24 protein-coding genes are annotated in these 23,068 nt (G+C 69.9%); 9 read left to right on the top strand and 15 right to left on the bottom strand.

Annotation, left to right across the window (positions count from 1 at the left end; translation table 11 throughout):
- Positions 1 to 15: 15 nt before the first annotated feature.
- The 6 genes from ACSHWB_RS21635 to ACSHWB_RS21610 form a co-directional block, all read right to left on the bottom strand.
- A complete protein-coding gene (locus ACSHWB_RS21635; RefSeq protein WP_439663814.1) occupies positions 16 to 1,887 on the bottom strand; it encodes a heavy metal translocating P-type ATPase in 1,872 nt (623 codons plus the stop codon).
- The gene (locus ACSHWB_RS21630; RefSeq protein ID WP_439663813.1) at positions 1,880 to 2,248 is read right to left on the bottom strand and encodes an ArsR/SmtB family transcription factor; all 369 of its coding nucleotides are present in this window, start codon (positions 2,246 to 2,248) and stop codon (positions 1,880 to 1,882) included. The genes ACSHWB_RS21635 and ACSHWB_RS21630 overlap by 8 nt, the downstream gene beginning before the upstream one ends.
- A 95-nt stretch (positions 2,249 to 2,343) precedes the next feature.
- Positions 2,344 to 3,867 (bottom strand): hypothetical protein, encoded by a 1,524-nt coding sequence (locus ACSHWB_RS21625; protein ID WP_439663812.1) that lies wholly within the window; start codon positions 3,865 to 3,867, stop codon positions 2,344 to 2,346.
- 58 nt (positions 3,868 to 3,925) lie between these two features.
- Positions 3,926 to 4,678, bottom strand: coding sequence for a hypothetical protein (locus ACSHWB_RS21620; RefSeq protein WP_439663811.1), 753 nt, complete (start codon positions 4,676 to 4,678; stop codon positions 3,926 to 3,928).
- A 191-nt stretch (positions 4,679 to 4,869) separates the two neighbouring features.
- Positions 4,870 to 6,363, bottom strand: coding sequence for a molybdopterin-dependent oxidoreductase (locus ACSHWB_RS21615; RefSeq protein ID WP_439663810.1), 1,494 nt, complete (start codon positions 6,361 to 6,363; stop codon positions 4,870 to 4,872).
- A 115-nt stretch (positions 6,364 to 6,478) separates the two neighbouring features.
- Positions 6,479 to 7,129, bottom strand: coding sequence for a fasciclin domain-containing protein (locus ACSHWB_RS21610; RefSeq protein WP_439663809.1), 651 nt, complete (start codon positions 7,127 to 7,129; stop codon positions 6,479 to 6,481).
- A gap of 212 nt (positions 7,130 to 7,341) precedes the next feature.
- Between ACSHWB_RS21610 and ACSHWB_RS21605 the strand changes: the two genes are divergently transcribed.
- From ACSHWB_RS21605 to ACSHWB_RS21595, 3 genes are read left to right on the top strand one after another with little or no spacing between them, the layout of a single operon-like run.
- A complete protein-coding gene (locus ACSHWB_RS21605) occupies positions 7,342 to 7,941 on the top strand; it encodes a sigma-70 family RNA polymerase sigma factor (RefSeq protein ID WP_439663808.1) in 600 nt (199 codons plus the stop codon).
- The gene (locus tag ACSHWB_RS21600) at positions 7,938 to 8,663 is read left to right on the top strand and encodes an anti-sigma factor (protein ID WP_439663807.1); all 726 of its coding nucleotides are present in this window, start codon (positions 7,938 to 7,940) and stop codon (positions 8,661 to 8,663) included. The genes ACSHWB_RS21605 and ACSHWB_RS21600 overlap by 4 nt, the downstream gene beginning before the upstream one ends.
- A 43-nt stretch (positions 8,664 to 8,706) precedes the next feature.
- Positions 8,707 to 9,057: a VOC family protein gene (locus tag ACSHWB_RS21595; protein WP_439663806.1), complete on the top strand. Its 351-nt coding sequence runs from the start codon at positions 8,707 to 8,709 to the stop codon at positions 9,055 to 9,057.
- A 1-nt stretch (position 9,058) separates the two neighbouring features.
- On the opposite strand, the gene ACSHWB_RS21590 is transcribed toward ACSHWB_RS21595, so the two are convergent.
- Positions 9,059 to 10,711, bottom strand: a complete 1,653-nt coding sequence (locus ACSHWB_RS21590) for a methyltransferase (RefSeq protein ID WP_439663805.1) — start codon at positions 10,709 to 10,711, stop codon at positions 9,059 to 9,061.
- Positions 10,712 to 10,729: 18 nt separating this feature from the next.
- A complete protein-coding gene (locus ACSHWB_RS21585) occupies positions 10,730 to 11,887 on the bottom strand; it encodes a 4-hydroxybenzoate 3-monooxygenase (RefSeq protein WP_439663804.1) in 1,158 nt (385 codons plus the stop codon).
- A gap of 211 nt (positions 11,888 to 12,098) precedes the next feature.
- Between ACSHWB_RS21585 and ACSHWB_RS21580 the strand changes: the two genes are divergently transcribed.
- The 3 genes from ACSHWB_RS21580 (at position 12,099) to ACSHWB_RS21570 (ending at position 15,783) form a co-directional block, all read left to right on the top strand.
- The gene (locus ACSHWB_RS21580) at positions 12,099 to 13,085 is read left to right on the top strand and encodes a fatty acid desaturase family protein (protein WP_439663803.1); all 987 of its coding nucleotides are present in this window, start codon (positions 12,099 to 12,101) and stop codon (positions 13,083 to 13,085) included.
- A gap of 92 nt (positions 13,086 to 13,177) precedes the next feature.
- Positions 13,178 to 15,031 (top strand): hypothetical protein, encoded by a 1,854-nt coding sequence (locus ACSHWB_RS21575; RefSeq protein ID WP_439663802.1) that lies wholly within the window; start codon positions 13,178 to 13,180, stop codon positions 15,029 to 15,031.
- Between the two features lie 50 nt (positions 15,032 to 15,081).
- A complete protein-coding gene (locus ACSHWB_RS21570) occupies positions 15,082 to 15,783 on the top strand; it encodes an SDR family oxidoreductase (protein WP_439663801.1) in 702 nt (233 codons plus the stop codon).
- 6 nt (positions 15,784 to 15,789) lie between these two features.
- Here the strand turns inward: ACSHWB_RS21570 and ACSHWB_RS21565 are convergent, their stop codons facing one another.
- The 5 genes from ACSHWB_RS21565 to ACSHWB_RS21545 all read right to left on the bottom strand — a co-directional run bounded on the left by ACSHWB_RS21565 (position 15,790) and on the right by ACSHWB_RS21545 (position 20,174).
- Entirely contained in the window at positions 15,790 to 16,986 is a 1,197-nt protein-coding gene (locus ACSHWB_RS21565) for a cytochrome P450 (RefSeq protein ID WP_439663800.1), read from the bottom strand.
- Positions 16,987 to 17,000: 14 nt separating this feature from the next.
- A complete protein-coding gene (locus tag ACSHWB_RS21560) occupies positions 17,001 to 17,783 on the bottom strand; it encodes an ABC transporter permease (RefSeq protein ID WP_439663799.1) in 783 nt (260 codons plus the stop codon).
- Positions 17,780 to 18,730 carry an ATP-binding cassette domain-containing protein gene (locus ACSHWB_RS21555; protein ID WP_439663798.1) on the bottom strand — a complete coding sequence of 317 codons (951 nt, stop codon included), beginning with the start codon at positions 18,728 to 18,730 and terminating at the stop codon, positions 17,780 to 17,782. Before ACSHWB_RS21555 ends, ACSHWB_RS21560 begins: the two co-directional genes overlap by 4 nt.
- 10 nt (positions 18,731 to 18,740) lie before the next feature.
- A complete protein-coding gene (locus ACSHWB_RS21550; RefSeq protein WP_439663797.1) occupies positions 18,741 to 19,583 on the bottom strand; it encodes a DUF4097 family beta strand repeat-containing protein in 843 nt (280 codons plus the stop codon).
- Between the two features lie 69 nt (positions 19,584 to 19,652).
- Positions 19,653 to 20,174 carry a ribbon-helix-helix protein, CopG family gene (locus ACSHWB_RS21545; protein ID WP_439663796.1) on the bottom strand — a complete coding sequence of 174 codons (522 nt, stop codon included), beginning with the start codon at positions 20,172 to 20,174 and terminating at the stop codon, positions 19,653 to 19,655.
- A 155-nt stretch (positions 20,175 to 20,329) separates the two neighbouring features.
- Here ACSHWB_RS21545 and ACSHWB_RS21540 point away from each other — a divergent pair, with 155 nt between their 5' ends.
- The 3 genes from ACSHWB_RS21540 to ACSHWB_RS21530 are packed head-to-tail and all read left to right on the top strand — an operon-like array spanning position 20,330 to position 21,172.
- Positions 20,330 to 20,578 carry a sigma-70 family RNA polymerase sigma factor gene (locus ACSHWB_RS21540; protein WP_439663795.1) on the top strand — a complete coding sequence of 83 codons (249 nt, stop codon included), beginning with the start codon at positions 20,330 to 20,332 and terminating at the stop codon, positions 20,576 to 20,578.
- On the top strand, positions 20,568 to 20,873 hold the full coding sequence (locus ACSHWB_RS21535) for a hypothetical protein (protein ID WP_439663794.1): 306 nt from the start codon (positions 20,568 to 20,570) through the stop codon (positions 20,871 to 20,873). Before ACSHWB_RS21540 ends, ACSHWB_RS21535 begins: the two co-directional genes overlap by 11 nt.
- On the top strand, positions 20,864 to 21,172 hold the full coding sequence (locus tag ACSHWB_RS21530) for a hypothetical protein (RefSeq protein WP_439663793.1): 309 nt from the start codon (positions 20,864 to 20,866) through the stop codon (positions 21,170 to 21,172). Before ACSHWB_RS21535 ends, ACSHWB_RS21530 begins: the two co-directional genes overlap by 10 nt.
- A 55-nt stretch (positions 21,173 to 21,227) precedes the next feature.
- Here the strand turns inward: ACSHWB_RS21530 and ACSHWB_RS21525 are convergent, their stop codons facing one another.
- Entirely contained in the window at positions 21,228 to 22,022 is a 795-nt protein-coding gene (locus ACSHWB_RS21525; protein ID WP_439663792.1) for a TIGR02452 family protein, read from the bottom strand.
- Between the two features lie 43 nt (positions 22,023 to 22,065).
- A complete protein-coding gene (locus ACSHWB_RS21520) occupies positions 22,066 to 23,049 on the bottom strand; it encodes a hypothetical protein (RefSeq protein ID WP_439663791.1) in 984 nt (327 codons plus the stop codon).
- Positions 23,050 to 23,068 lie beyond the last annotated feature (19 nt).

The raw sequence follows: 23,068 nt of genomic DNA, 5'->3' as shown, positions 1-23,068 counted from the left end.
GCCACCGCGACGAGGTCAGCGGGTGGTCCTGGCCGCGCGGACGGCGTTGAGGATGACCAGGACCTCGGCCGTCTCGTGCACGAGCACCACAGCGGCCAGGCCCATGACGCCGAAGGCCGCCAACGGGATCAGCACGCCGATGATCGCCAGCGACAGGCCGACGTTCTGCAGCATCACCCGGCGGGCGTGCCGGGCGTGCGCCAGGACCTGGGGCAGGTGGCGCAGGTCCTCCCCCATCAACGCGACGTCGGCGGTCTCGATCGCCACGTCGGTTCCCATGGCGCCCATGGCGATGCCGACGTCGGCGGTGGCCAGCGCGGGGGCGTCGTTGACTCCGTCACCGACCATGGCGATCCTCCGGCCGTTGCGCAGCCGGCCGATCAACGCGGCCTTCTCCTCGGGGAGGAGTTCGGAGTGGACGGTGGTGATGCCCGCCTGTGCGGCCAAAGCCGTTGCGGTGGCGGTGTTGTCGCCGGTGAGCATCGCGGTGTCGATGTTCAGGCCGTGCAGCCTGCTGATCACCTCGGGGACCTCGTCGCGCAGCTCGTCACGAACCGCGACGGCGCCGAGCAACGTGCCGTCCCGTTCGAGGAGCACGACGGTGGCGCCCGCCCGTTGCAGGCGGTCGACCTCGCCGTGCAACGAGCCGGAGTCGACCCAGCCCGGCTTGCCCAGACGCACTTGGGCGCCGTTCAGGCTTCCGGTCAGCCCGTGGCCGGGCACCGCGGTGACGTCGTCGGCGACCGGTGCGTTCGGCACGGCCTCCAGGATCGCGCGGGCCAGCGGGTGTTCGCTGCGTGCTTCGAGCGCGGCGGCCGTGGTCAGCACCTCGTCCCGCAGGGCGTCTCCGGCGGGCAGCACCTCCACGACGCGCGGGGCGTTGCGGGTCAGCGTGCCGGTCTTGTCCAGGGCGACGGTGCCGACGCGGCCGAGCTCTTCGAGAGCGGCACCGCCCTTGACCAGCGCACCCTGCCTGCTCGCCGCTCCGACCGCGGCGACGACGGTGAGCGGGATGGAGATCGCCAGCGCGCAGGGAGAGGCGGCCACGAGCACGACCAGCGCGCGTTCGAGCCACACCACCGGATCGCCCAGCAGCACACCGAACCCGGCGATGAGCGCGGCCAAGACCATGATCGAGGGAACGAGCGGGCGGGCGATGCGGTCGGCGAGCCGTTGCCCGGCGCCCTTGCGGTCCTGGGCCTCCTCGACGATGTGCACGATCCGCGCCAGCGAGGAGTCCGCGGCGCGGGCCGTGACCTCGACCTCGATCGCGCCACCGCCGTTGATCGCGCCGGCGTGCACCACGTCACCGGGCCCTGCCTCCACCGGCACCGACTCACCGGTGATCGCGGACAGGTCCAGGCTGGTGTGGCCGGTGCGGATGGTTCCGTCGGTCGCGGCGCGCTCCCCCGGCCGCAGCACCATCCGGTCGCCGGTCACGAGCTCGTCCGGCGCGACCCGCAGCTCGGTCCCGTCGCGCAGCACCGAGGCGGTGGGCGGCACCAGTCCCAGCAGTGCGCGCAGGCCGCGACGGGTGCGGGCGAGGGCGTAGTGCTCCAGACCCTCGGCGATCGAGAACAGCACACCGAGCATCGCGGCCTCGGTGACCTGCCCCAACGCGACCGCGCCGATCGCCGCGATGGTCATCAGGGTGGCCACGCCGACCCTGCGCCGCAGCAGGCCGCGCACCGCACCCGGCACGAACGAGGCCGCGCCCACCACCGCCGACGCCAGCGTGACCAGTTCGACGCCCGTCAGCCAGCCCACTGCCAGCAGGACCGCGGCGACGGCGGCCAGCTGCAACTCGCGAACCTGCCACCAGCTCGCCGGCCCGTGGTCGTCGCGTTCTTCGGCCTGTTCCTGCGGCCCGCAGCACTCGTCAGCCACGGCTGGCCCTGTCCTCTGTCAGGACCGCGGCGACCAACGCCCGTCCACGACCGGTCAGCGCGTACATCACCAGCCGGCCGTCCCGCCGCGACGACACCAGCCCGCCGATCTTGAGCTGCCGCAGGTGGTGCGAGGTCAGGTTCTGCGCCGCGCCGACGACCCACGAGGCGTCGCACACGCACAGCTCCCCGCCGGTCAGCAGCGCCGCCGCGATCCGCAGCCGGGTCGGGTCGCCCAGCGCCCGCGCCGCCGCCGCTGCCTCCTCGATCGCGGACAGCTCCGGCAGCCCCGCCCTGATCTCCTCGGCGTGCGGCAGGTCCAGGCACAACAGGTCACAGGTGTCCCCGCGCTCGTCAGTCACCGGGACATCCTAACGTTCGTTGATACGTTGGTACATGCAGACGATAAAAAGGCGGGGCCGGCAGATGCCGGCCCCGCCCTGAGATCACCTCGTGGTCACGCCTTCACGGAGTGCTTCCCGTGGGTCCAGGACGAGGCGTCGCCGCCGTCGCCCGCCGGACCGGAGTGGCCACCGGCCGTGGTGCTGTGGTTGGACGCGTCACCGGTCGAGCCGGTGGCACCCGTGTCGCCGGAGTTGCCCGAGGTGACCTCGGTCCAGGACTTGGTGCCGTGGTTCTTCCAGTCGTGCTTCCAGCCGGAGTGCTTCCAGCCGTGGTTGTTCCAGCCGTGGCACTTGTCGCCGCGGTGGTCGTTCCACTTCTGGTTCTTGTTCTCGGTCTTCACGACCGCGGTGTTGCCACCGGTGTCACCCGAGTTCCCGGAGTTGCCCGAGTTGCCGGTCGTGGCGTTGTTCGAGCTCGTGGCGTTGCCGCCATTGCCCGAGTTGCCGCCGTTGCCCGCGATCGCCTTGGCCGAACCGGACTTGTCGTTGTGCTTCCACGACTTGCCCTGCTCGGTCACTGCCCACGCGTCGCCGCCGTCACCGGCCGGGCCGGAGTTGCCACCCACGGTGTTGCTGTGGTTGGAGGCGTCACCGGTCGCACCGGTGGCACCCGTGTCGCCGGAGTTGCCCGACGTCACCTTGGTCCAGGACTTGGTGCTGTCCCAGTGCTTCGACCCGATCGTGCGCACGAAGGCCTTGTTACCGCCGGTGTCACCCGAGTTCCCGGAGTTGCCCGAGTTACCCGTGGTGGCGTTGTTCGAGCTGGTGGCGTTGCCACCGTTGCCCGAGTTGCCGCCGTTGCCCGCGGTCGCCTTGGCGGAGCCGGACTTGCTGTGGTGGCCCCACTTCTGGTCCTTGGTCAGGACGGTCGCGTCGCCACCGTCACCGGCCGGGCCGGAGTTGCCGCCCACGGTGTTGCTGTGGTTGGAGGCATCGCCGGTCGCACCCGTGGCGCCGGTGTCACCCGAGTCGCCCGAGGTCACCTCGGTGTGGCACTTCGCCAGCACGCAGACGCCGTAGGCGCTGTTGCCACCGGTGTCACCCGAGTTGCCCGAGTTACCGGAGTTGCCCGACCGCGCGGTGTTCGAGCTCGTGGCGTTGCCGCCGTTGCCCGAGTTGCCGCCGTTGCCCGCGGTCGCGCCGGTGTTCTGCGCACGACCCGCAGCGGTGGCGTCGCCGCCATTGCCCGCGGCGCCGGACTTTCCGCCCACGGTGGTGCTGTGGTTGGAGGCGTCGCCGGTCGTGCCGGTCGCGCCGGTGTTCCCGGAGTCGCCCGAGCTCACCTTGGTGTGGCACTCCGCCAGCACGCAGACGCCGGTGGCGCTGTTGCCGCCGGTGGCGCCGGAGTTCCCGGAGTTGCCCGAGTTGCCGGACGTGGCGTTGTTCGAGCTGGTGGCGTTGCCGCCGTTGCCCGAGTTGCCGCCGTTGCCGCCCTGCACCACGGAGTTCACGACGTCGCCGACGCCGCCCAGGAGGCCGTTGCCACCCGTGTCAGCGCTCGCCATCGCCGTTCCGAACAGGAGGAAGCCTCCCGAGAACGCTGCGGCCATCAGACCGCGTCGCACATAGCTGTGCATTGTCGAACCTTCCTGTCAAACAAGCTTGGTGATCTGCCGGCTTGGTTGTCAGGACTGCTCAGCTGGGATGACTTCGGCCGTAGTAGTAGCACCACGACCCGTGGATCCAGTCGTTCGAACCGACCACGAGCACCTCGTCGTGCGCGGGAATTCCCTGTCGTGCCGGGAGATCCGCCACCACGGGACTCGCTGATCCACCCGACAGCACCGATCCCGTGGTGCCCGGTAGAGCGAAGGGCACTTCGGGCAACGGCTGCCGGGGCGCCTCGGGTGCGGGCGCCGCGTCAGGTGCGGTGATCGGGTGCTCGGCGATCTGCGGCCCGGCGATCTGGTGCCACTGCGGGGTTTCCGCCACCCAAGCCGCAACGCGGTCGGGCTGCGCCGCTGGCGTTTCCGGTGCCGCGGCAGGCGTTTCCGCCGCCACGACTGGCGCCTGAGGAACCGGCATCACCTCCGCCGGAGCGGTTTTCTTCGCCACCAGCGGTTCCGCGATCCTCGGCACCACCGGCACGTCCTGCACCGTGCTCACCACGGGGGCGAGCAGCGGGGCGGTCACGGGCTGGAGAGGCTCCAGCACCGGGCTCAGCGACTCCGTGACGGAGTCGACGGCCGGCGCCAGCGGCGTCAGCACCGGTTCGGTCACCGGCGCGAGGACGTCGACCACGGGCGAGACGAGCGACGTGACGCCACCCAGCAGGCCGGGTGAGTCGTCATCGGCACTCGCGACGCCCGCGGACAGCAGGCCGAACCCGATCAGGAACCCGGCCACGCCGAGCGTTCGCCGGAGCACTGCAGAGCAGGTCGACTTCATGCAATCACCCCCTTTCAGCGAATCGGCAACCTGTTCACCTGGTGATTCGGTGACACATGGACTGCGGTTCACTCGAAAGTGGAGATATTTTTGTTCTCCCAGCTCAGCGAGCTGAAATAATTCGAAACATCTATTTGCAACTACTTTATGACATGAATTCGAACCCGTAAGATCAACAGACCGTGACCGCTCTATTCGGTCGTGAACACCATCGAATGCCAGCCCGTCGCACCGTCCGGGATGGGCGCGGCCCGCTCGTTCGTCTGGGTGTAGCCGGTGCGGTCGGTCGCACGGCACTCCAGGGTGTGGTTGCCCGGCGCCAGATCGAGCTCGACGCGCCACATCCGCCACGTGTCGACGTTGACCTCGGTGGCCAGCGTCGCCTTCTGCCACGGCCCTCCATCGACGCGGACCTCGACCCCGTCGACGCCGGTGTGCTGGGCCCAGGCAACACCCGCCGCGACGAACTTGCCCGCGGGCGCCCTCTCGAAGGACTTCGGCCGGTCGATCCTGGACATGACCTTGACCGGGGCCTTCTTCCCCCAGCCACGCCGCGCCCAGTACGCGTCGAACGCGGCGAAGGTGGTGAGCTCCGCGTCCACCAGCCACTTCGTCGCCGACACGTAGCCGTAGAGCCCCGGCACGACCATGCGGACGGGGAAACCGCGCTCGATCGGCAGCGGCTCGCCGTTCATCCCCAGTGCCAGCAACGCGTTCGAGCCCGGCGCCATGATCGAGGCGACCGGGGTGCCGCACGTCCAGCCGTCCACACTGGTCGTCGCGAGCTGGTCCGCACCGGGACGCACACCGGCGTCGCGCAGCAGGTCGGCCAGCGAGACGCCGATGAAGTTCGACGTGGAGATGTACGGCCCGCCGACCTCGTTGGACACGCACACCAGCGTGATCGTCTTCTCCACCAGCGGACGCCGCAGCAGGTCGTCGTAGGTCAGCACCATCTCGTTGTCCACCATGCCGTGCACCCGCATCCGCCAGTCCTCCGCACGCAGGCGGGGCACGGTGAGCGCGGTGTCGACGCGGTAGAACTTCTCGTTCGGCGTCAGGAACGACGGCGTGCCCTCGCGGGCGAAGTCGGCATCGAACGGGATCTCCGGCGCGGTCTCCCGCGGCCGCAGCCTGATCCCCCGCCGCGACGCCTCGACGTCCACCCGGCCCGCGAGCAACTGCCCGCCCGCCGCGGCGACCCCGGCGACGGCCGCGACCGCCGCCGTCGACAGCAGGAACTTGCGCCTGCCCGGCACCACGGCCGGCGCCAGGGACCACAGCCAGCGGAACGCGGCCACCCCGGCCACGAGACTCACGAGCGGGGCGAGGACGGACAACGCGGTCGTCGTCGGCCTGGCGAGCACCGCGGCGATGCCGAGCAGACCGAGCAGGCCGGCGAGAACGGTCCCGGGCCAGGGACTGCGGCGCGACAGCAGCCCTGCCACCACACCCAGCACCGCGAGCACGACCCCCATGCCGCCGAGCAGCACCAGCTTGTCGTTCTCACCGAACGTGCGGACCGCGAAGTTCTTGAGCGCGGTGGGGGTCAGGTCGATCGCCGTGTTCCCGACCGCGAGGAACGGCGAGGCCGCCGGGCTCACGAGCCCTGCGACGAGATGCCCTGCGGCCAGCGCCACAGCCACCGACACGAGGCCGATGAGGATGGATCGAGTTGGCTTCACGCGGGTGATTCGGAGCCAACCGCTCAACGGATTGGCGCCCGCTGAAGTCCACAGTGGACGCCAGAAGGCGAGCGCCCGGGAAAGGGCGCTCGCCTTCTGGAGGTCACACGTGTTGTCAGGCAGGCATCAGGACCGAGTCGATGAGGTACACGGTCGCGTTGGCGGTCTTCACGCCGCCGCAGATGACGTTGGAGTCGTTGACCTTGATGGCGTTGCCGGAGCCGGTGACCTTCACGGTGCCGGTCTGCACGGTCTTCTGGTCGCCGGCGATCTTGTCGGGCGTGATCTGGCCGGGGACGACGTGGTAGGTCAGGATCTTGGTCAGCAGCGCGTCGTCGGTCTTGAGCTTCTCGATCGTCGCGGGGTCGATCTTGGCGAACGCGGAGTCGACCGGCGCGAACACGGTGAACTCGGCGCCGTTGAGCGTCGAGACCAGGTTGACCTTCGGGTTGAGCTTGCCGGACACCGCGGAGACCAGGGTCGTGAGCAGCGGGTTGTTGCTCGCGGCGACGGCGACCGGGTCGGCGGCCATGCCGCTCACGGAACCCGAACCGGACGGAACCTGCTTGGCGTAGTCGGCACAACCGGGGCCGACGAGGTCCTTGGCCGGGTCGGCCATGGCGGCCGACGACGTGGCCGTAGAGGTGGGAGCGGCGCTGGAAGAGGTGCCGCTGCTGGCCATGTCGCCCGAACCGCACGCCGCGCCGAACAGGGCGAGCGAGGCGGCGCCGAGGGCCAGGACGGTGTTGCGGACGGTCTTGTTCATGACGAGACATCTCCAAGGGGTGGTCGAGCAGTTGCTATCGGTGATTCGCCACCCCTCGGGGAGCGGATGGGTGTGGTTATGAATCCGTTACCAACCACACCGTCCACAGTGGATGGTTCAGGCCCGTCCGGGTGTGACGGCGCATTCAGGACCGATCCATCCGCGCCTCTGCTGCGAACACCAGAGGACAACGCTCGAGGAAAGGACCCGGGATGCCTGAGCGTGAGCGGGCGCTGCAAAGCCTGCCGAGCACCCCTCGTGACGTCGGCCCGACCGCCGACGACCTGCTCGCGCTGGTCGCACGAGGCGACGAGGCCGCGTTCGAACGGCTCTACGACGCCGTGTCCGGCTCGGTGTTCGGGCTGATCAGGCGGGTCGTGCGGGACCAGGCGCAGTCGGAGGAGGTGTTCCAGGAGGTGATGCTCGAGGTGTGGCGGACCGCGACCAGGTTCGACCCCGATCGCGGCAGCGCGAACACCTGGATCCTCACACTGACGCACCGCCGTGCCGTCGACCGCGTCCGGTCCGCCCAGGCCGCGACGCACCGCGAGGACCGCGCCGCCCGGCTCGACCCCGCCAGGCCGTTCGACGAGGTGAGCGAACAGGTCGACGGCCGGATCGAGCAACGCCAGGTGCGCAGGTGCCTGAGCTTCCTGACCGAGCTGCAGCGCGAGTCCGTGCTGCTCGCCTACTACCAGGGCTACTCGTACCCGGAGGTCGCGAGCCTGCTGAGCATCCCGCTCGGCACGGTCAAGACCAGGATGCGCGACGGCCTGATCCGACTGCGGGACTGCATGGGGGTGACCGGATGAGGACCACATCCGCTGATCTGCACACGCTCACCGGCGCCTACGCCGTGAACGCGCTGTCCGACCTCGAACGGGCCGCCTTCGAGGCGCACCTGACCCGCTGCGAGAGCTGCGCGGTCGAGGTCGCCGAGCTCGCGGCCACGGCGGCGCGCCTGGGTGTCGCGGTGGAGACCGCGCCGCCACCGCAGCTGCGTGCCCGCGTGCTCGCCGCGGCGGCCGAGACACGGCAGATCTCTCCCCACGCGGAACGTGTGCCGAACCCGCGCCGCGCGCGCTGGGCCGGCGCACTGGTCGCGGCCGCCTGCCTGGTCGCCGCCGTCTTCGTGACGGTGCAGTACACGGGGTCGTCCGACCAGGACCGGCAGCTGGCGCAGCTCTCCAGCGAGTACACCCGCTTCTCCGACCTGCTGTCCACACCGGACGCCAGGCTGATCAGCGGCACCGCGCCGAACGGGGCGACCGGCACCGCCGTGATCTCGGCCAGCCGCGACGAGGCGCTGTTCCTCGCCAGGGACCTGCCGGACCCCGGCCAGGGCAAGGTCTACCAGGCCTGGACGATCGGCGACAACGGCCCGCGCTCGGCGGGAGTGCTCAAGTCGCTGACTTCGCCGCTCGTGGTCTCCGGACTGACCGGCGCGCAGCGGTTCGCGCTCACCGTCGAGCCGGAGGGAGGTTCGGAGCAGCCGACGACGCTCCCGCCCGTGATGGAGATGCCGCTCGCGTGAACCAGGGCGGTCCCTGACCTCGATCCGTGCCAGCATCCCGCGCATGATCGGACGTTGGCACGGCCTGGTGATCGACTGCCCTGATCCGCAGGGCCTCGCGGAGTTCTACGAGAAGCTGCTCGGGATGGTCCGGGTGCAGGACGACGGCGCGTTCGTCGTCATCGGTGACGCCCCGGACCGGCCCGGTGTGGCGTTCGCGCGGGTCGAAGGCCGGCAGCCGCCGAAGTGGCCGGACGAGACCGCCCACATGCACTTCGACGTGCGGGTGGACGACCTCGCGTCGGCGGGCGGGAAGGTCCTCGCCCTCGGTGCGCGCAGGCTCGAAGGCGGTGGCGAGCGGTTCCACGTGTACGCGGATCCCGCCGGCCACCCCTTCTGCCTCGTGAGCTGGTGAACTAACGCAGCCGGGCGCGCATCACGTGCGCGTCCAGCGGCAGGGCCTGCGTCTCGACGAGGTCGAACCCGGCCTCGGCGAGCAACGCGCGGTAGTGCGACTCGGTGCGCTCGCGGCCGCCGGTGTTGCACAACATGTGGATGTCCCAGGGGATCGCGAGCGAGTCCACCTCCCCCGCCTCGGGCAGCAGCCGTTCGATCACCAGCAGTTCGGCGTGTGCGGGCATGTTCCGCGCGCACGTGGCCAGGATCGTGCGGCACTGCTCGTCGTCCCAGTCGTGCAGCACGCGCGACAGCAGGTAGACGTCGCCAATGCCGGGAACGGCGCGGGTGAAGTCGCCGGGGACGAGGGTGACGCGGTCCGCGAGGTCGGCGAGACGCGGTTCGGCCGCTGCGAGGGCGTTCGGGAGATCCAGCAGAACGCCGTGCAACGCCGGGTTGGCGTGCAGGACTCGGGACAGCAGCTCGCCGTTGCCGCCGGCCACGTCGACGACGGTGCCGGTCCCGGGGAAACCGACGACCTTGGTGACGCCGGTGAACATGGCGTTGCTCGCCGCCATGGACCCGTGGAACAGCTCCGCCAGCGCCGGATCCGTCGCCATGTGGGCGAAGTGGTGGGCGCCGAAGGCCTTCGCGTACGACTCCTCACCGCTGCGCACAGCCTCGGTCAGCTCGGCGAACGACCGGTAGAACGGGCCGCCGTACATCAGCGCGAGCGGGCGCATCGAGCCCGCCAGGTCCGACCGCAGCAGCTCGCCGAGGTCGGTGAGGCTGTGCCGCTCACCGGACATGTGCACGACACCGAGCGAGGTGAGGTAGCGCAGAAGCCTTGCCAGGCTTTGGGGTTCGGTGCCGGTGGCCGACGCCAGACCGGGCAGGTCGGGGATCGTCACGAGGTGGTCGAGCAGCCGGAGTTCGGCCGCGGTCGCGATCGCCTGCGTCGCCCAGGCTCCGGTCAGCAGGCGCAGCAACTCCGTGCCGGCACAGGACTCCCGCTGGTGGGTGGCCTGCAACTGCGGGAACCGGCCCGCGGCGATCAGTTCGAGGCGGCGGAACGCGGGATCGGCGCAGTGCGCGTCGCGGAAGTAGAGGACCGAGTTGTTCTCGTAGCCGTTGTAACCACCGCCGTCCGGCCGCATGACTCCGGCGATCATCGTCCGGAGTCCGCGCAGCAGCACGGGATCCGGCCGGCGCACGGCCAGCCCGACGTGGTTCTCGTGTTCGTGGCGGCGTTCGTCCTCCGCGATGTGCGCCAGCTCCGGCGGCGTCACCATCACGAAGATCTCCAGTTCGCACGGCCAGCCGTTGCGGTCGGAGACGGGTGCGCGCAGGATGCCGACCTTCAGGTCCGCGACGGGCACGGAGTAGCGGGCGCTGAGCCGTTCGCGGACGACGACGCTCGGGGTCATCGTGCCGACCTCGATGCCGTGCCGCGCGAGCTCGTCCGCAAGTCCCGCAAGGGTTTCCGGGAAGATGAGCAACGCGGCGTGGTCGAGGGTGGCGTGCCGCGTGACGGCGGCGCGCTGGTCTGCGGGCAGCGACGGCACCGCGGCGGCGAGGGCCGAATGCGTGTCGTGCGCGCCGAGGAGGGCCATCGTGGCGGTCAGCCGGTCGAGGTCGGCCGCGGCGATGACGGGTGTGCTGGTCGAGATCATGGTGACGGTTCCTGAGGCTCAGATGCCGACGTAGTGCTCGGCGAAGAAGTTCTGGTGGGCGCGGCAGTCGCGCAGGCTGTGCAGCCGGGCGCGACGGAGAGCGCGGTGGAAGTCGTCGTCCTGGGTGTGCAGAAGATCGATCATCCAGCGCGAGAACTCCTGCGCCCGCCAGACGCGGGGCAGGCAGGTGCGCGAGTAGGCGGCCAGCGGCCGTTCGTCGTCGCCGTGCAGTGCGGAGATCAGGGCGGAGGCCAGCACCTCGGCCTCCATGATCGCGAGGTTGGCGCCCTTCGCGGCGGAGGGACTGATCAGGCTGGCCGCGTCACCGACGAGGAACAGCCTGTCGTGCTGGATCGGGTCGACGACCTCGGATCGCAGCCGGACGATCCGCCGTTCGACGACGGGGCCCTGTTTGAGCTGGCCGAACTCGTCGGTGCGCATCCGGGTGCCGAGCGCGGCCCAGATCCGTTCGTCCGTCCAGGACCCCGGGTCGTCGCCGGGAGGAACCTGGAGGTAGTACCGCGTCACCTCGGGGCTGCGCGCCATGTGGCCCGCGAAGCCGTCGTCGTGGATCGCGTAGGTGACCGCGGCCATGCTCTGCGGCGCTTCGACGAGCACCGCGAGCCAGCTGACGCCGTGGTCCTGGGTGTGGCGCCGGCCTAAGCCCGCCGGGATCGCCTGGCGGGTGGCACCGTTGCTGCCGTCGCACCCCGCGAGGAACCGGCCGGTGGCAACACCTTCGCCCTGCTCGTCGCGGTAACGGATCGTCGCGGTGCCGGAATCGACGCCGGTGACGGTGGCACCGAAGCGGATCTCGCCGCCGCGGTCCAGGTATTCGGCGATCAGGTCCGTGACGAGGTCCTGCTGCGGGTAGACGGTGTGCACCTCGCCCTGGCCGAGCGAGGAGTAGTCCAGCTCGAACTCCCCGTCCTCGCCCCGGAAAGCGCAGACGCCGTGCGACCGTCCTTTGTGGAGCATTCCGGCGGAGAGCCCGTGCTGGACGAGGATCCTGGCGCTGTTCGGCCCCAGGAAGCCCGCTCTGGCCCTGGTCTGCACCTGCTCACGGCTCGCCCGCTCGACGATGAGGGTGCCGATCCCCGCCGCACGCAACAAGTTGCCTAACACGAGCCCTGCCGGCCCCGCGCCCGCGATGAGCACGGTTGTGTGGTCGACCACGCCTACTGGTCCTCTCTCCGGATCGGCCCGCGTCCACGGCGGGCCCGATTGCGCAGCACTGGACCTCAGCGGCCGGGGCGGGGGCCAGCGGCTCGCCGGAGATGATGATCATGATCACCTGATCGTGTCGGTGCGGGACCGACTCACGCGGTTTGTAACGACTTCATCGGCCGTGCATGACTTCGTCGCCCCCATCCGGCATTCTGCGCAAATGGCACTCCGGCAGGCGAGCGACTTCGCCCACTTGGCCGCCGAGATCAAGCAGGCTGGCCTGCTCGCTCGGCGGCGTGGTTACTACTTCGCTCGAATGGGCGTGAACCTCGCCGTCTACGCGGCGGCGTGGTTGACGTTCGCACTGCTCGGCGACTCCTGGTGGCAGCTCGCTGTCGCGGTCGTGCTGGCCGCGATGACCACGCAGCTCGCGTTCATCGGGCACGACGCGGGCCACAAGCAGATCTTCGCCACGAAGAGGTGGAACGCGATCACCGGCTACGTCCACAGCGGACTGGTCGGCGTCAGCTACGACTGGTGGGTCGGCAAGCACAACCGCCACCACGCCAACCCGAACCACGAGGACGAGGACCCGGACGTCGACATCACGGTGCTCGCGTTCACGCAGCGGCAGGGCGAGGGCAAGCGCGGGGCGTTGCGGTGGATCGCCTCGCACCAGGCGGTGTTGTTCTTCCCGTTGCTGCTGCTCGAAGGCTTCGCGCTGCACTGGCACTCGATCCGGTACTCGGGCCGCGAGCGGTTCGTGATGATCGCGAACGTCGTGGTGTACCTCGGGGTCGTGTTCTGGGTGCTCTCGCCCGTGTACGCCATCGCGTTCATCCTCGTGCACCAGGCGTTGTGGGGCTTCTACATGGGTTGTTCCTTCGCCCCCAACCACAAGGGCATGCCGGTGCTCTCGGCAGGGCACTCGCTCGACTTCCTGCGCAAGCAGGTGCTCACCTCGCGCAACATCCGCGGCGGCTGGTTCACCGACATCCTGCTCGGCGGCCTGAACTACCAGATCGAGCACCACCTGTTCCCGAGCATGCCCCGGCCCGCGCTGCGGCACGCGCAGGTGATCGTGCACAAGTTCTGCGAGCAGCGCGGCATCTCCTATGCCCAGTGCGGTCTCTTCCGCTCGTACGGCTACGTGCTGGAGCACCTGCACGAGGTCGCGGCACCGTTGCGGGTCAAAGCCGCGGTCTGAATGTCCGAAAGTGGACAAGGACAGGCCGAAACGCCCGTCTGAGTGCAAGGGCGCTGGTTTCCTCGGTTCAGGACCGAACTGGGGGAACTTCTATGCGCAAACAGCTGTTCGGCGTGCTCACGGCAGGTGTGGCACTGGCTCTGGTCGCCGGCGGGCAGTCGGCGGCCGAGCCCGCGCCGAGGCTCAGCCAGCCCGAACCGATGCTGGCGTTCCTGCCGGCGGAGGCGCAGATCGACTGGGCCGCGGTGCACCGCAACCGGGAGTCCCGCAAGCAGTCGCGGATGGCGGCGAAGAGCGCCGGCCGGCCGTTGACGTACGCCGAGAAGGAAACCGGGCAGGGCGCGAACGACACGCCCGCCAGCGCCGAGCACGTGGCCGGTTTCGGCACAGGCCGGGGCAAGAACCCGAAGCTCGCGCTGACCGGTGACCTCGCGGGTGATCCCACGACTCCCGTGGTGCCGCCGTTCGCCGAGACCAACGACGCCGTCCCGCTCGCGAGCGACCTCGGCGCACCGGCGTCCCTGCGGACCAGCGGGACGATCGGGGACGGCCCGTACGGCAGCAGCGGCGACGGCAGCGGTGACCACGACTTCTACAAGCTCTCCGGCGGCACCCAGAACCGGATCGTCGTCGTCGAGACGGACACCCCGTCCGGCGACCTGGACACGATGCTCGCCGTGTTCGACGCGACCGGCGCGTTGCTGGACCAGCACGACAACCTCGCGGGCACCACGGACAGCAGGCTGCGGATCCCCGTGTCCGCCGGGCAGGACCTGTACGTCATGGTCGCGGCGGCGGGACCGGGCGGAATCCCGGCCGACCCGATGAAGCCGGGCACCGGCAAGCGGGTCCTCACCGAGGGCGCGTACGACCTGACCGTCTCCTCCGGCGGCGGCCAGGCGGACAGGGACTACTTCTCCGTCGATCTCAAGGCGGGTGACGTGCTCGGCGCGTCGGCGGCGGGCAAGGCGACCAGGGTCGTCGTGCACGACCCGGCCGGACGCGAGGTCTTCGGTTCGTCGCAGGACTTCAGCTTCATCTTCGCGGAGAACACCCCGCTGCCCGCCGGTGGCAACGCCGTCGCGGACTTCGTGGCACCCGAGAACGGCCGCTACACGGTCGGCGTGGAGAACGGTGACGGGCGCTACGACGTCACGGTCGAGGCCTACCGTCCTGGCTCCGAGCTCAACCCGCGGCCCGACGTGCTGACGCTGTTCCTCGACTTCGACGGCGCACGGGTCAACACCAGGATCTTCGGCGCCGACCCCGCCGGCAACCGGGACCTCTCGCCGATGCGGAGGTTCCTGCCCGGCTGGGGCCTCACCGCCGCCGACGAGAACGCCGTGATCGACGGCGTGGTCGCGACCGTGCGCGAGAACATCGAGAAGGACCTGGCCGCCAAGGGCACCAACAAGCGGTTCGCCGTGCGGATCCTGAACAGCCGCGACCACGCCGACCCGTGGGGCCGGCCGAACGTCAGCAGGGTCGTCGTCGGCGGCTCGATCGCCGAGTCCGGCATCCCGACCGTCGGCATCGCGCAGTCGATCGACGCGGGCAACTTCGCCAAGGAGGAGACCGCGCTGGTGCTGCTCGACGTACTCAGCGCACCCGCCGCCCAGACGCGCACCTCGCTCAACGGGTACATCACCCCGGCCAGCGACAAGCTCGCGTTCATCGGCAGGGCGATCGGCAACATCACCGCGCACGAGGCCGGTCACATGTCGGGCAGCTGGCACCAGGACCAGTTCAACGCGCTCGACACCATCATGGACCAGGGCGGCAACCCGAAGGGCATGTTCGGCGTGGGCCCGGACGGCATCGGCGGCACCCCGGACGACGTCGACGTCGACTTCCACGAGGACGTCCTCAACCCCAACGAGGGCTTCACCGGGATCGAGGACACCCTCAACCGCACCGCGTGGGCGTACGTCCGGGGCGCCAACTGACGGTCTGATTCCCGCCAGACTCCTGGAGCCGATTCCAGGAGTCTGGGGGCATGGGATCACTTGCAGGGAAAGCGGCTCTCGTCACCGGCGGGAGCCGCGGCATCGGGGCCGCGATCGCCGGGAAGCTCACCGCGCTCGGCGCACAGGTCGCGGTCACGTACCAGAACACCAAGCCGGACAACGGTTTCGCCATCCAAGCGGACAGCGCTGATCCGGACGCCGTCGTGGCGGCGGTCGAGGAGACCGCCGTCCACTTCGGACGGTTCGACGTCCTCGTCAACAACGCCGCGGTCTTCCAGGTGGGACCGCTGGAGAAGCTCGGCCGTGAAGAGTTCGACCACACGATGGCCGTGAACGTGCGCGCGCCGTTCCTCGCGGCACGTGCGGCGGCACGGCACATGCACGACGGCGGGCGGATCATCAGCATCGGCAGCAACGTCGCGGTGTACGCGCCGTTCCCCGGTTTCGCCCTGTACTCGGCCAGCAAGACCGCGCTGATCGGAATGACGAAGGGACTCGCTCGCGAGCTGGGACCGCTGGGCATCACGGCGAACGTGGTGAACCCCGGACCCACGGACACCGACATGAACCCGGCCGACGGGCCGATGTCGGACACGATTCGCGGACTGACCGCGTTGGGACGCTACGGAAAGCCGGCGGAGATCGCCGAGCTCGTCGCGGCCCTGGCCGGCGAGGCCGGTGCGTACGTCACCGGTGCCAGCATCAACGCAGACGGTGGCTTCACCGTCTGACGGGTACTACGCCAGGGTGACCGGCAGGGCGTGGACCCCGTAGATGTTCATGTCGGTCCTGAGCTTCACCTCGCGGGCAGGAACCGCGAGCTGGAGACCGGGGAAGCGGCGCAGCAGCCCCTCGAACCCGGCGCGCATCTCGATGCGGGCCAGCTGCTGGCCGAGGCACTGGTGGATGCCGTGCCCGAACGCCAGGTGGCCGCGGGCGTTGCGGTGCACGTCGAGCTGGTCGGCGTGCTCGTAACGCTCCGGGTCGTGGTTTCCCGCCAGCAGCGACAGGATGACCGACGAGCCCTGGGGGATCGTCTCCCCGAAGAACTCGATGTCCTCGGCGGCGTACCGGAAGAAGACGTCGGCGACGGCCAGGTAGCGCAGCAGCTCCTCGACGGCGTCGGGGATCAGCGCCGGGTCCTCCCGCAGCGCGGCGAGCTGGTCCGGGTGCTCCAGCAACGCGAAAGTGCCCAGCGCCAGCATGTTCGCGGTCGTCTCGTGGCCCGCGAGCAGCAACAGGAACGCCATGCCGCAGAGTTCCTCGATGCTGAGGTCCTCGTCCCGTGCGAGATCGGACAGCAGGTCGTCGGCCGGTTCTGCGCGCTTGCCGATGACCAGTTCGGCCAGGTACGTGTTCATGGCCATGTACGCGGCCATCTTGTCCTCGAGGTTCACCTCCCGTTCCATGAACTTGGACGAGTTCGTCTGGAACGTGTCGCGGTCCGCGTAGGGAACGCCGAGGATCTCGCAGATCACCAGTGAGGGCACCGGAAGCGCGAACTCCTTGACGAGGTCGACCGTCCCGGTGAGCCGCGCCAGCTCGTCCAGCTGCCGTTCGGTGATCTCGACGATGCCCTCTTCGAGAGCCTTCATCCGCTTGACGGTGAACGCGCCGGTGAGCTTGCGGCGCAACCGGGTGTGGTCCGGCGGGTCCATGCTGAGGAACAGGCCGGGCGTCTGCGGGGACGGCTCCGTCTGCTCGGGCATGCCGGGCGTCGGGAACGGCACGTGGATGATGCCGAGGTCCTGGCGGTTGCTGAACCTGACGTCCGCCAGGGCCTGCCGGACGGCCTCGTAGCCGGTGATGAACCAGCCCTCGTGGCCGTCGGGGAAGAGCATCGGGCTGACCGGGCGGCTCGCGCGCACCAGGGAGACCTGGCTGGGCGGGACGAACGGGGTGACGTCGCGGTCCGTGGGAAGGCCGTGCAACATGATCGATGTCCCCTTCAGCGGGTGGATTCGCGGTTGAAGAGCTTCTTGGACCAGAGGTAGCCGCCGAGTCCGATGACGGCGCACCAGGCGAAGGCGATGTAGCCGCTGTTGCCGATCGGCGTACCGCCCAGCAGACCGCGCAGGGCGTCGATGAACGGGGTGAACGGCTGGTACTCGGCGAACCAGCGCAACACGGTCGGCATCGAGTCGGTGGGCACGAAACCGTTGCCGAAGAACGGGAGCAGGATCAGCGGCAGGCCGACGTTGCTCGACGACTCGACGGACTTGCTGGCGAGGCCCAGCGCGGCGGACAACCAGATCATCGCGAACGACATGGCGATCAGCAGGCCGGCCAGCGCGAGCCAGCCGAGAGCGCTCGCCTGCGGCCGGAACCCGATCGCGACCGCGACACCGAAGACGAACGTCATCGCGAGCAGCGTCTGCACGAGGCTGCCGATCACGTGTCCTGTCAGGACGGACACGCGGGCGATCGCCATGGTGCGGAAGCGGTCCACGATGCCCTCGGTCATGTCCATCGCGATCGAGATGCTCGTGCCCTGCACCGCGGCCGTGATCGACATCAGGATGATCGTCGGCGTCACGTAGCTCAGGTACTCCGCGCGCCCGCCGGACGGGCCGCCGAGCCCGGCACCGAGCGTGCCGCCGAAGACGTAGACGAACAGCAGCAGGAAGACGACCGGCATGATCAGGAGCTGGAACGTCAGGGACGGGTAGCGGATCATCCGCCGGAGGTTGCGGCGGACCATCGTCGCCGAGTCGGTCAGGACGTAGCTCATGGCAGCGTCACTTTCTTCTGGGCCGCCGCTTCCGGCTTGCCGGTGAGGGCGAGGAAGACGTCGTCGAGGTCGGGCGTGTGGGTGCTGAGCGACTCGACGGCGACCGCGTTCTCGTCGAGCCGGTCGAGCATCGACTTGAGCGAGCGGACGCTGCCGTCGCTCGGGATCCGCAACGCGAGCGCGTCGCCGTCGCGCGAGGCCTGGCCGATGATCCGCGTGGCGGCCTCCAGGTCGCGCAGCTCGGTGAACTGCAGGAGCACGTGACCGCCGGGGATGCGGCGCTTGAGCTCGTCCGCGGTCCCCTCGGCAACGATCTTCCCTTGGTCCAGCACCGCGATCCGGTCGGCGAGCTCGTCGGCCTCCTCGAGGTACTGGGTCGTCAGGAAGATCGTGACGCCGCTCGCCACCAGCTCCCGCACGATCTGCCACATGGTGCGGCGGCTGCGCGGGTCGAGGCCGGTGGTCGGCTCGTCCAGGAAGATCACCTGCGGCGACCCGACCAGCGTCATCGCGAGGTCGAGCCGGCGCCGCATGCCGCCGGAGTAGGTGGACGCGGACTTGTCGGCCGCCTCGACCAGGTCGAACTGCTCCAGCAGCTGCTCGGCCTTGCGCTTGCCCTCGGCCTTGCCGAGGTGGTGCAGGTCGGCCATCAGCTTCAGGTTCTCGCGGCCCGACATCAGGTTGTCGACGGCGGAGAACTGGCCGGTGACACCGATCGCGGCGCGGACGGCGTCCGGGTCGTCCGCCACGTCGTGCCCCGCGACGGACGCGCTGCCGCCGTGCGCGGCGATCAGCGTGGAGAGGATCTTGACGGTGGTGGTCTTGCCGGCGCCGTTCGCGCCGAGCAACGAGAAGACGGTGCCGCGCTGGACGTTCAGGTCGACACCCTTCAGCACCTCGGTGTCGCCGTAGGACCGGCGCAGGCCGGTCGCCTGGATCGCGTACATGGATTCCCCCTCAGGAACGGCGGACGGTGATGTCGCCGAAGGACGTGTGGGCGGTGACCTTGACGGTCGCCGCGGAGTTGCCGGGGCCGTCGCTGCCCTCGAGCGTGTTGGTGACGCGGCCGAACGCGGTCTTGGCGTCGATCCACGCGGCAGTGCCCTGGGCGATCCCGATCTCGATGCCGCCCATCGCGGTGTTGAGCGTGACGGTGTCGCGGACGACCTCGCCGATGTTGATGGACCCCATCGCGGTCCTGGCCTCCGCCGGCCCGGCGACACGTTCGACGGTGATGTCGCCGTTGGCGGAACGCGCCTTCAGCTCGCCCTCGACCGTGCCGGCGTCGATGTGGCCGTTGGAGTTCTTGGCGACCAGCGAGCCGCGGACCGTGCCGATGCGGATGTGCCCGCTGCCGGTCCTGACGTCGGCGTTGCCCGTGACCACGCCGACGTTGACCACTCCGGCGCCGGTGTCGGCCTTGAGCGCCCCTGTCCGGTCGGTGTGGATGTTGCCCGCGGACATGTCGACCTCGGTCACGCCGAGCACGCCGGAGGTGCGGACGCTGCCCGCCGTCACGTCGGCGTCCACTTTGGACCCGGTCGGCAGCTCGATCACGACGTCGACCGACCTGGTCTTCTTGGAGAAGTCGAACGTCCGCTTCGGCCCCCGCACCATCAGCGTGCCGTCGGAGTAGTCGACGCGGGTCTTCTGCGCCGCCTCGACGTCCGAGGAGTCGGACGGGTCGGAGGGCCGCACGTCGACGAACGTGTCGGTGCGGTCGGTCGCGGTGATCTGGACGTAGCCCGCGTAGACGTCGAGCAGTACGGAAATCGGTTCTGGCGTTTCGTAAGAAGGCATGGCTGTCCCCTCAGAAGGTGTCGGTGGAACATCCCCGCAGGTCGGGGCGAAGTGAAGAAGGCTGGAGAGCTAGCGGACCCAGCCGACGAAACGCTGGGAGGCGGGCAGCCCGCCGGTCAGCGCTTCGGTGACGGCGTCCCGCTTCGGGCTCAGCTGGGCCGACGCGGCACGCACCAGCCACGCGTTGACCGAACGGCCCTCCTTGGCCGCGGCCTCGTCGATCGCGGCCTTGAGCGGTTCGGGCAGCCGGACGTTGATGCGCACGGTGGTGCCGTCGTCGAAACCGGCCGCCACGTCCTCGGCGGGCGCGGCGGTGGGCTCCGGTGCGGCGGCGGCCGGCTGTTCGGGCGCCCGGCGCGTCACGACGAACTTGGGGTCACGGCCCCGCAGCAGCACCTGCACTGAGTCCGGTGCCAGGTCCGCAGTGATCTCGTCGGCGGCGGCGGACAGCGCCTCCAGCAGCGCCAGCCGGATCGCCGACTCCATCGTCACGGTCAACCGCTCGACCAGCGCACTCGCTTCGTCGCCGCCTGTTTCGACGGCGGTCAGCAGCTCGCGGCCGAGGGAAGCCACATACGGGGTCAGATCCATGGCACCACTATGGCACACGGTGGCACCACCGGCAAGCAATTCTGGCTCAGTTTGGCATCACTCTGGCTCACCGCAGGTCGGAGCCGGTTTCAGCCTCATGTCATCCGAGGTTCGCGGATCTTCGTCTACCTGGACGTGCAACCAACGCCCACCACGTGACGTCCGGCCGCGATCCCGCCGACACCGTGGTCGACCGCGACGCGCTGCGCAGGGTCTTGGCCGAGCTGCCCAGGAGACAGCGGGAAGCGGTGGTGCTGCGGCACTTCGCCGGGATGTCCGTGGCGGAGACGGCGGACGCGCTGCGCACCTCCGAAGGAACCGTCAAAGCACACACGAGCCGGGCCGTCGCACGGCTGCGAGAACTGCTCGGGGAACAGATCACGGAGAACGTCCATGGTGTCTGACAACGAACTGCTCGACGACGTGCGCGCGGTGCTGCGCGCCGAGGTCGCCGCGGCGGTCGCCGCCGTCGTGCTGATCCCCGCCGCTACCCGGCCCGCGCCGGTGAACGCCGCGCTGGAGCTCACGAGCGCCGCGCTCGACGGCGTCCGGGGCATGGTGATCCACGAACAGGCCGTGGTGGTGGGCGACAAGTACCTCGACCCGGGTCAGCGGGGCTGGCCGAACGCTGGCACGCGGCGGACGGCAGCGCGTTCCGGTTCCGGGTCTCCGTCGACGGCAGGACGGTCGTGGACCTGAGCCGTTCGGCCGCCGGCAACGTCTTCACCGATCACCGGAACCGGACGTTCCGCTCTCTGCCGGGTGAGTCGCCGGACGAGGAGGTGTGGACGCCGGAGAAGATCCAGAAGGCGATCGTGGGGGGTCGCATCGTCGTGGCAGGGCCAGGCGAGGTGATCAACGGCAAGGAGACCGTGCGACTGACCGTCGCCGGCCGGAAGCCGGACCCCGCCACTCAGATGTGGGTGGACGCCTCCACGCACCTGCCGATGCGCTGGCGGTGGGAGCAGGACGGAGCGACGGCGTTCGACGTGACGTGACTGCCGCCGACACCGGAGAACCTCGCGCGGCTCAGGACCCAGATCCCGGAGGGGTTCAGCGAGGTGAGGTGAACACGTCGGCGAACGCGGTCAGCGTCGGCGCGCCCGCCTGCCCGTCCAGCACCGCGAAGACGACGTGGTCGAAGAAGCGGTTGTCCCGCAACGCGAGCGCGAAGATCTTCGCGACGGTGGCGGGGTCGTTGCCGAAGACACCGCAGCCCCAGGCGCCCAGCACGAGCCGGCGGTGCCCGTGCGACGCGGCCACGTGCAGCACGCGGATGGTCCGCCGCAGCAACGCGAGCGGGACGCCGTCGGCCCGGCCGGGCTGGTTCTGCAGGATCGCCGTGAGGTTGGGCGCCGCGGCCGTGAGGAACGAGACCTCGCACGGTCGAGGCAGCAGGTTCCCCTCGTCGTCGCGGAACACCGGGACGCGCGGCGAGTAGATCACGCGGTCGCTGTAGGTCAGGTCGTCGTGCTCGCGGTGGTGGACGTAGAAGTCGCCGGCGGCGCGCAGGCACGGGTAGAGCGCCGACGCACGGGCGATGCTCTCCTCCTGCGCCTCGCGGCCGTTCAGGAACCCGCCGCCGGGCTTGCGGGCCGAGGCGAAGACCAGGCCCGCGACGTCACCGCCGAGCCGGCGAGCGGCGTCCAAAGTGGACTCGTTGGTGACCTCGACCCGGACGCCGGAGGTCTCCGAGGGCAACGACAGCACCTCGTCCGGCAGGTGGAGCCGGGTTCCCTCGACCGCGGGCGCGACGGCGATCGAGACCTCGCCCGCGTCCGTGGAGTAGGAGCCCCGCTCGGAGATCTCGACGGTCTCGTGGGCGATCGCGCGCAACCTGCTGCTCATGATGCCCCCGAGTCTGACCGCCTTCCCCCGGCACGCCAAGCGGTTATGTCCGGGCGTAGACCTCGGCAACGGCGCCGAACGCGGCCTTGGGCTCCCAGGTGCCGTCCTCGTAGACCTTCACGATGCCGGGACCGGCCATGTCGAGGTCGCGGCCCGGGTCGTCCGGCCGGTGCACGTAGTTGTTGAGCGCGAACAGGTAGACGAACGCGCCGTCGACCCCCTCGGCCTCGAAGGTCTCCAGCACCTCGCGCAGGTACGTGGCCTGCTCGGCCTCGTCGCGGACGTACCCGTCCTTCACCCGCGCCGGCAGCCCGGCCTCGTCGTGCTCCACGATCTCCATGCTGCGCGGCGCCACGGCCCCCGAACCGTGCCAGGCCGCCGTGCCGAAGCCCGTGATGGCGACCGGCTTCCCCTGTGCCACCACGTTCCTGATGCTCGCGGCGTACACGTCGGCGACCTCGGCGGACCGGATCAGCTCGAACGACTTGATGTCGAACAGGTCCCAGTCGGGGTTCTCGAACGGGATGCAGGCGTAGGTGAGCCTGCCCCCGAAGTGCTCCCGCACCACCGCGACCGCCTCGGCTAGGAACTCGTTGAGCTTCGCCGACGCCTCCTGCATCCGTTGCGGCTGCCCCAGGAGCCGGGTCAGGCGCTGCAGCACGTCGTCGCCCGGCATGAAGCCCGAGTTCATGATGCTGAGCTCGACGCCCGTCACGAACACCACCTCGGCCGCGGCCCGGATCCGCTCGGCCCGCCGGGCGCAGTCGGCGAACAGGTCCAGGATCGCCGCGGGCGTCAGTTCCAGCGGGTACGGCGAGAACCAGATCTCCAGCCCCAGTCCGGCGGCGATCTCCGCGGCCCGTTCGAGCCGTTCCGGATCACCGCCGACGAGGTGGACGGCGTTGCAGTGCAGGTCGTCCCTGATGACGGTCAGGTCCCGCCTGACCGCGTCCAGGTCGAACTTCTCCAGCGAGATCTCTCCGTGGCGCACGAAACCGGTGTCGTACGCGATGCCTTTGGCGCGCATGCCACCGAGACTAGAAGAG

The sequence above is a fragment of the Lentzea sp. HUAS TT2 genome (assembly GCF_051853195.1).
Classification (GTDB): domain Bacteria; phylum Actinomycetota; class Actinomycetes; order Mycobacteriales; family Pseudonocardiaceae; genus Lentzea.
Note: the sequence above shows the minus strand (reverse complement) of the source record. Positions and strands in the feature narration are given on the sequence as shown.

Excerpts from the sequence above, each read along its gene's own strand:
- ACSHWB_RS21555 (WP_439663798.1), bottom strand. The coding sequence starts at position 18,730 with ATGTACGCGATCCAGGCGACCGGCCTGCGCCGGTCCTACGGCGACACC.
- ACSHWB_RS21550 (WP_439663797.1), bottom strand. The coding sequence starts at position 19,583 with ATGCCTTCTTACGAAACGCCAGAACCGATTTCCGTACTGCTCGACGTC.
- ACSHWB_RS21525 (WP_439663792.1), bottom strand. The coding sequence starts at position 22,022 with ATGAGCAGCAGGTTGCGCGCGATCGCCCACGAGACCGTCGAGATCTCC.
- ACSHWB_RS21570 (WP_439663801.1), top strand. The coding sequence starts at position 15,082 with ATGGGATCACTTGCAGGGAAAGCGGCTCTCGTCACCGGCGGGAGCCGC.
- ACSHWB_RS21520 (WP_439663791.1), bottom strand. The coding sequence starts at position 23,049 with ATGCGCGCCAAAGGCATCGCGTACGACACCGGTTTCGTGCGCCACGGA.
- ACSHWB_RS21560 (WP_439663799.1), bottom strand. The coding sequence starts at position 17,783 with ATGAGCTACGTCCTGACCGACTCGGCGACGATGGTCCGCCGCAACCTC.
- ACSHWB_RS21595 (WP_439663806.1), top strand. The coding sequence starts at position 8,707 with ATGATCGGACGTTGGCACGGCCTGGTGATCGACTGCCCTGATCCGCAG.
- ACSHWB_RS21610 (WP_439663809.1), bottom strand. The coding sequence starts at position 7,129 with ATGAACAAGACCGTCCGCAACACCGTCCTGGCCCTCGGCGCCGCCTCG.
- ACSHWB_RS21600 (WP_439663807.1), top strand. The coding sequence starts at position 7,938 with ATGAGGACCACATCCGCTGATCTGCACACGCTCACCGGCGCCTACGCC.
- ACSHWB_RS21575 (WP_439663802.1), top strand. The coding sequence starts at position 13,178 with ATGCGCAAACAGCTGTTCGGCGTGCTCACGGCAGGTGTGGCACTGGCT.
- ACSHWB_RS21625 (WP_439663812.1), bottom strand. The coding sequence starts at position 3,867 with ATGCACAGCTATGTGCGACGCGGTCTGATGGCCGCAGCGTTCTCGGGA.
- ACSHWB_RS21545 (WP_439663796.1), bottom strand. The coding sequence starts at position 20,174 with ATGGATCTGACCCCGTATGTGGCTTCCCTCGGCCGCGAGCTGCTGACC.
- ACSHWB_RS21580 (WP_439663803.1), top strand. The coding sequence starts at position 12,099 with ATGGCACTCCGGCAGGCGAGCGACTTCGCCCACTTGGCCGCCGAGATC.
- ACSHWB_RS21535 (WP_439663794.1), top strand. The coding sequence starts at position 20,568 with ATGGTGTCTGACAACGAACTGCTCGACGACGTGCGCGCGGTGCTGCGC.
- ACSHWB_RS21605 (WP_439663808.1), top strand. The coding sequence starts at position 7,342 with ATGCCTGAGCGTGAGCGGGCGCTGCAAAGCCTGCCGAGCACCCCTCGT.
- ACSHWB_RS21565 (WP_439663800.1), bottom strand. The coding sequence starts at position 16,986 with ATGTTGCACGGCCTTCCCACGGACCGCGACGTCACCCCGTTCGTCCCG.
- ACSHWB_RS21590 (WP_439663805.1), bottom strand. The coding sequence starts at position 10,711 with ATGATCTCGACCAGCACACCCGTCATCGCCGCGGCCGACCTCGACCGG.
- ACSHWB_RS21620 (WP_439663811.1), bottom strand. The coding sequence starts at position 4,678 with ATGAAGTCGACCTGCTCTGCAGTGCTCCGGCGAACGCTCGGCGTGGCC.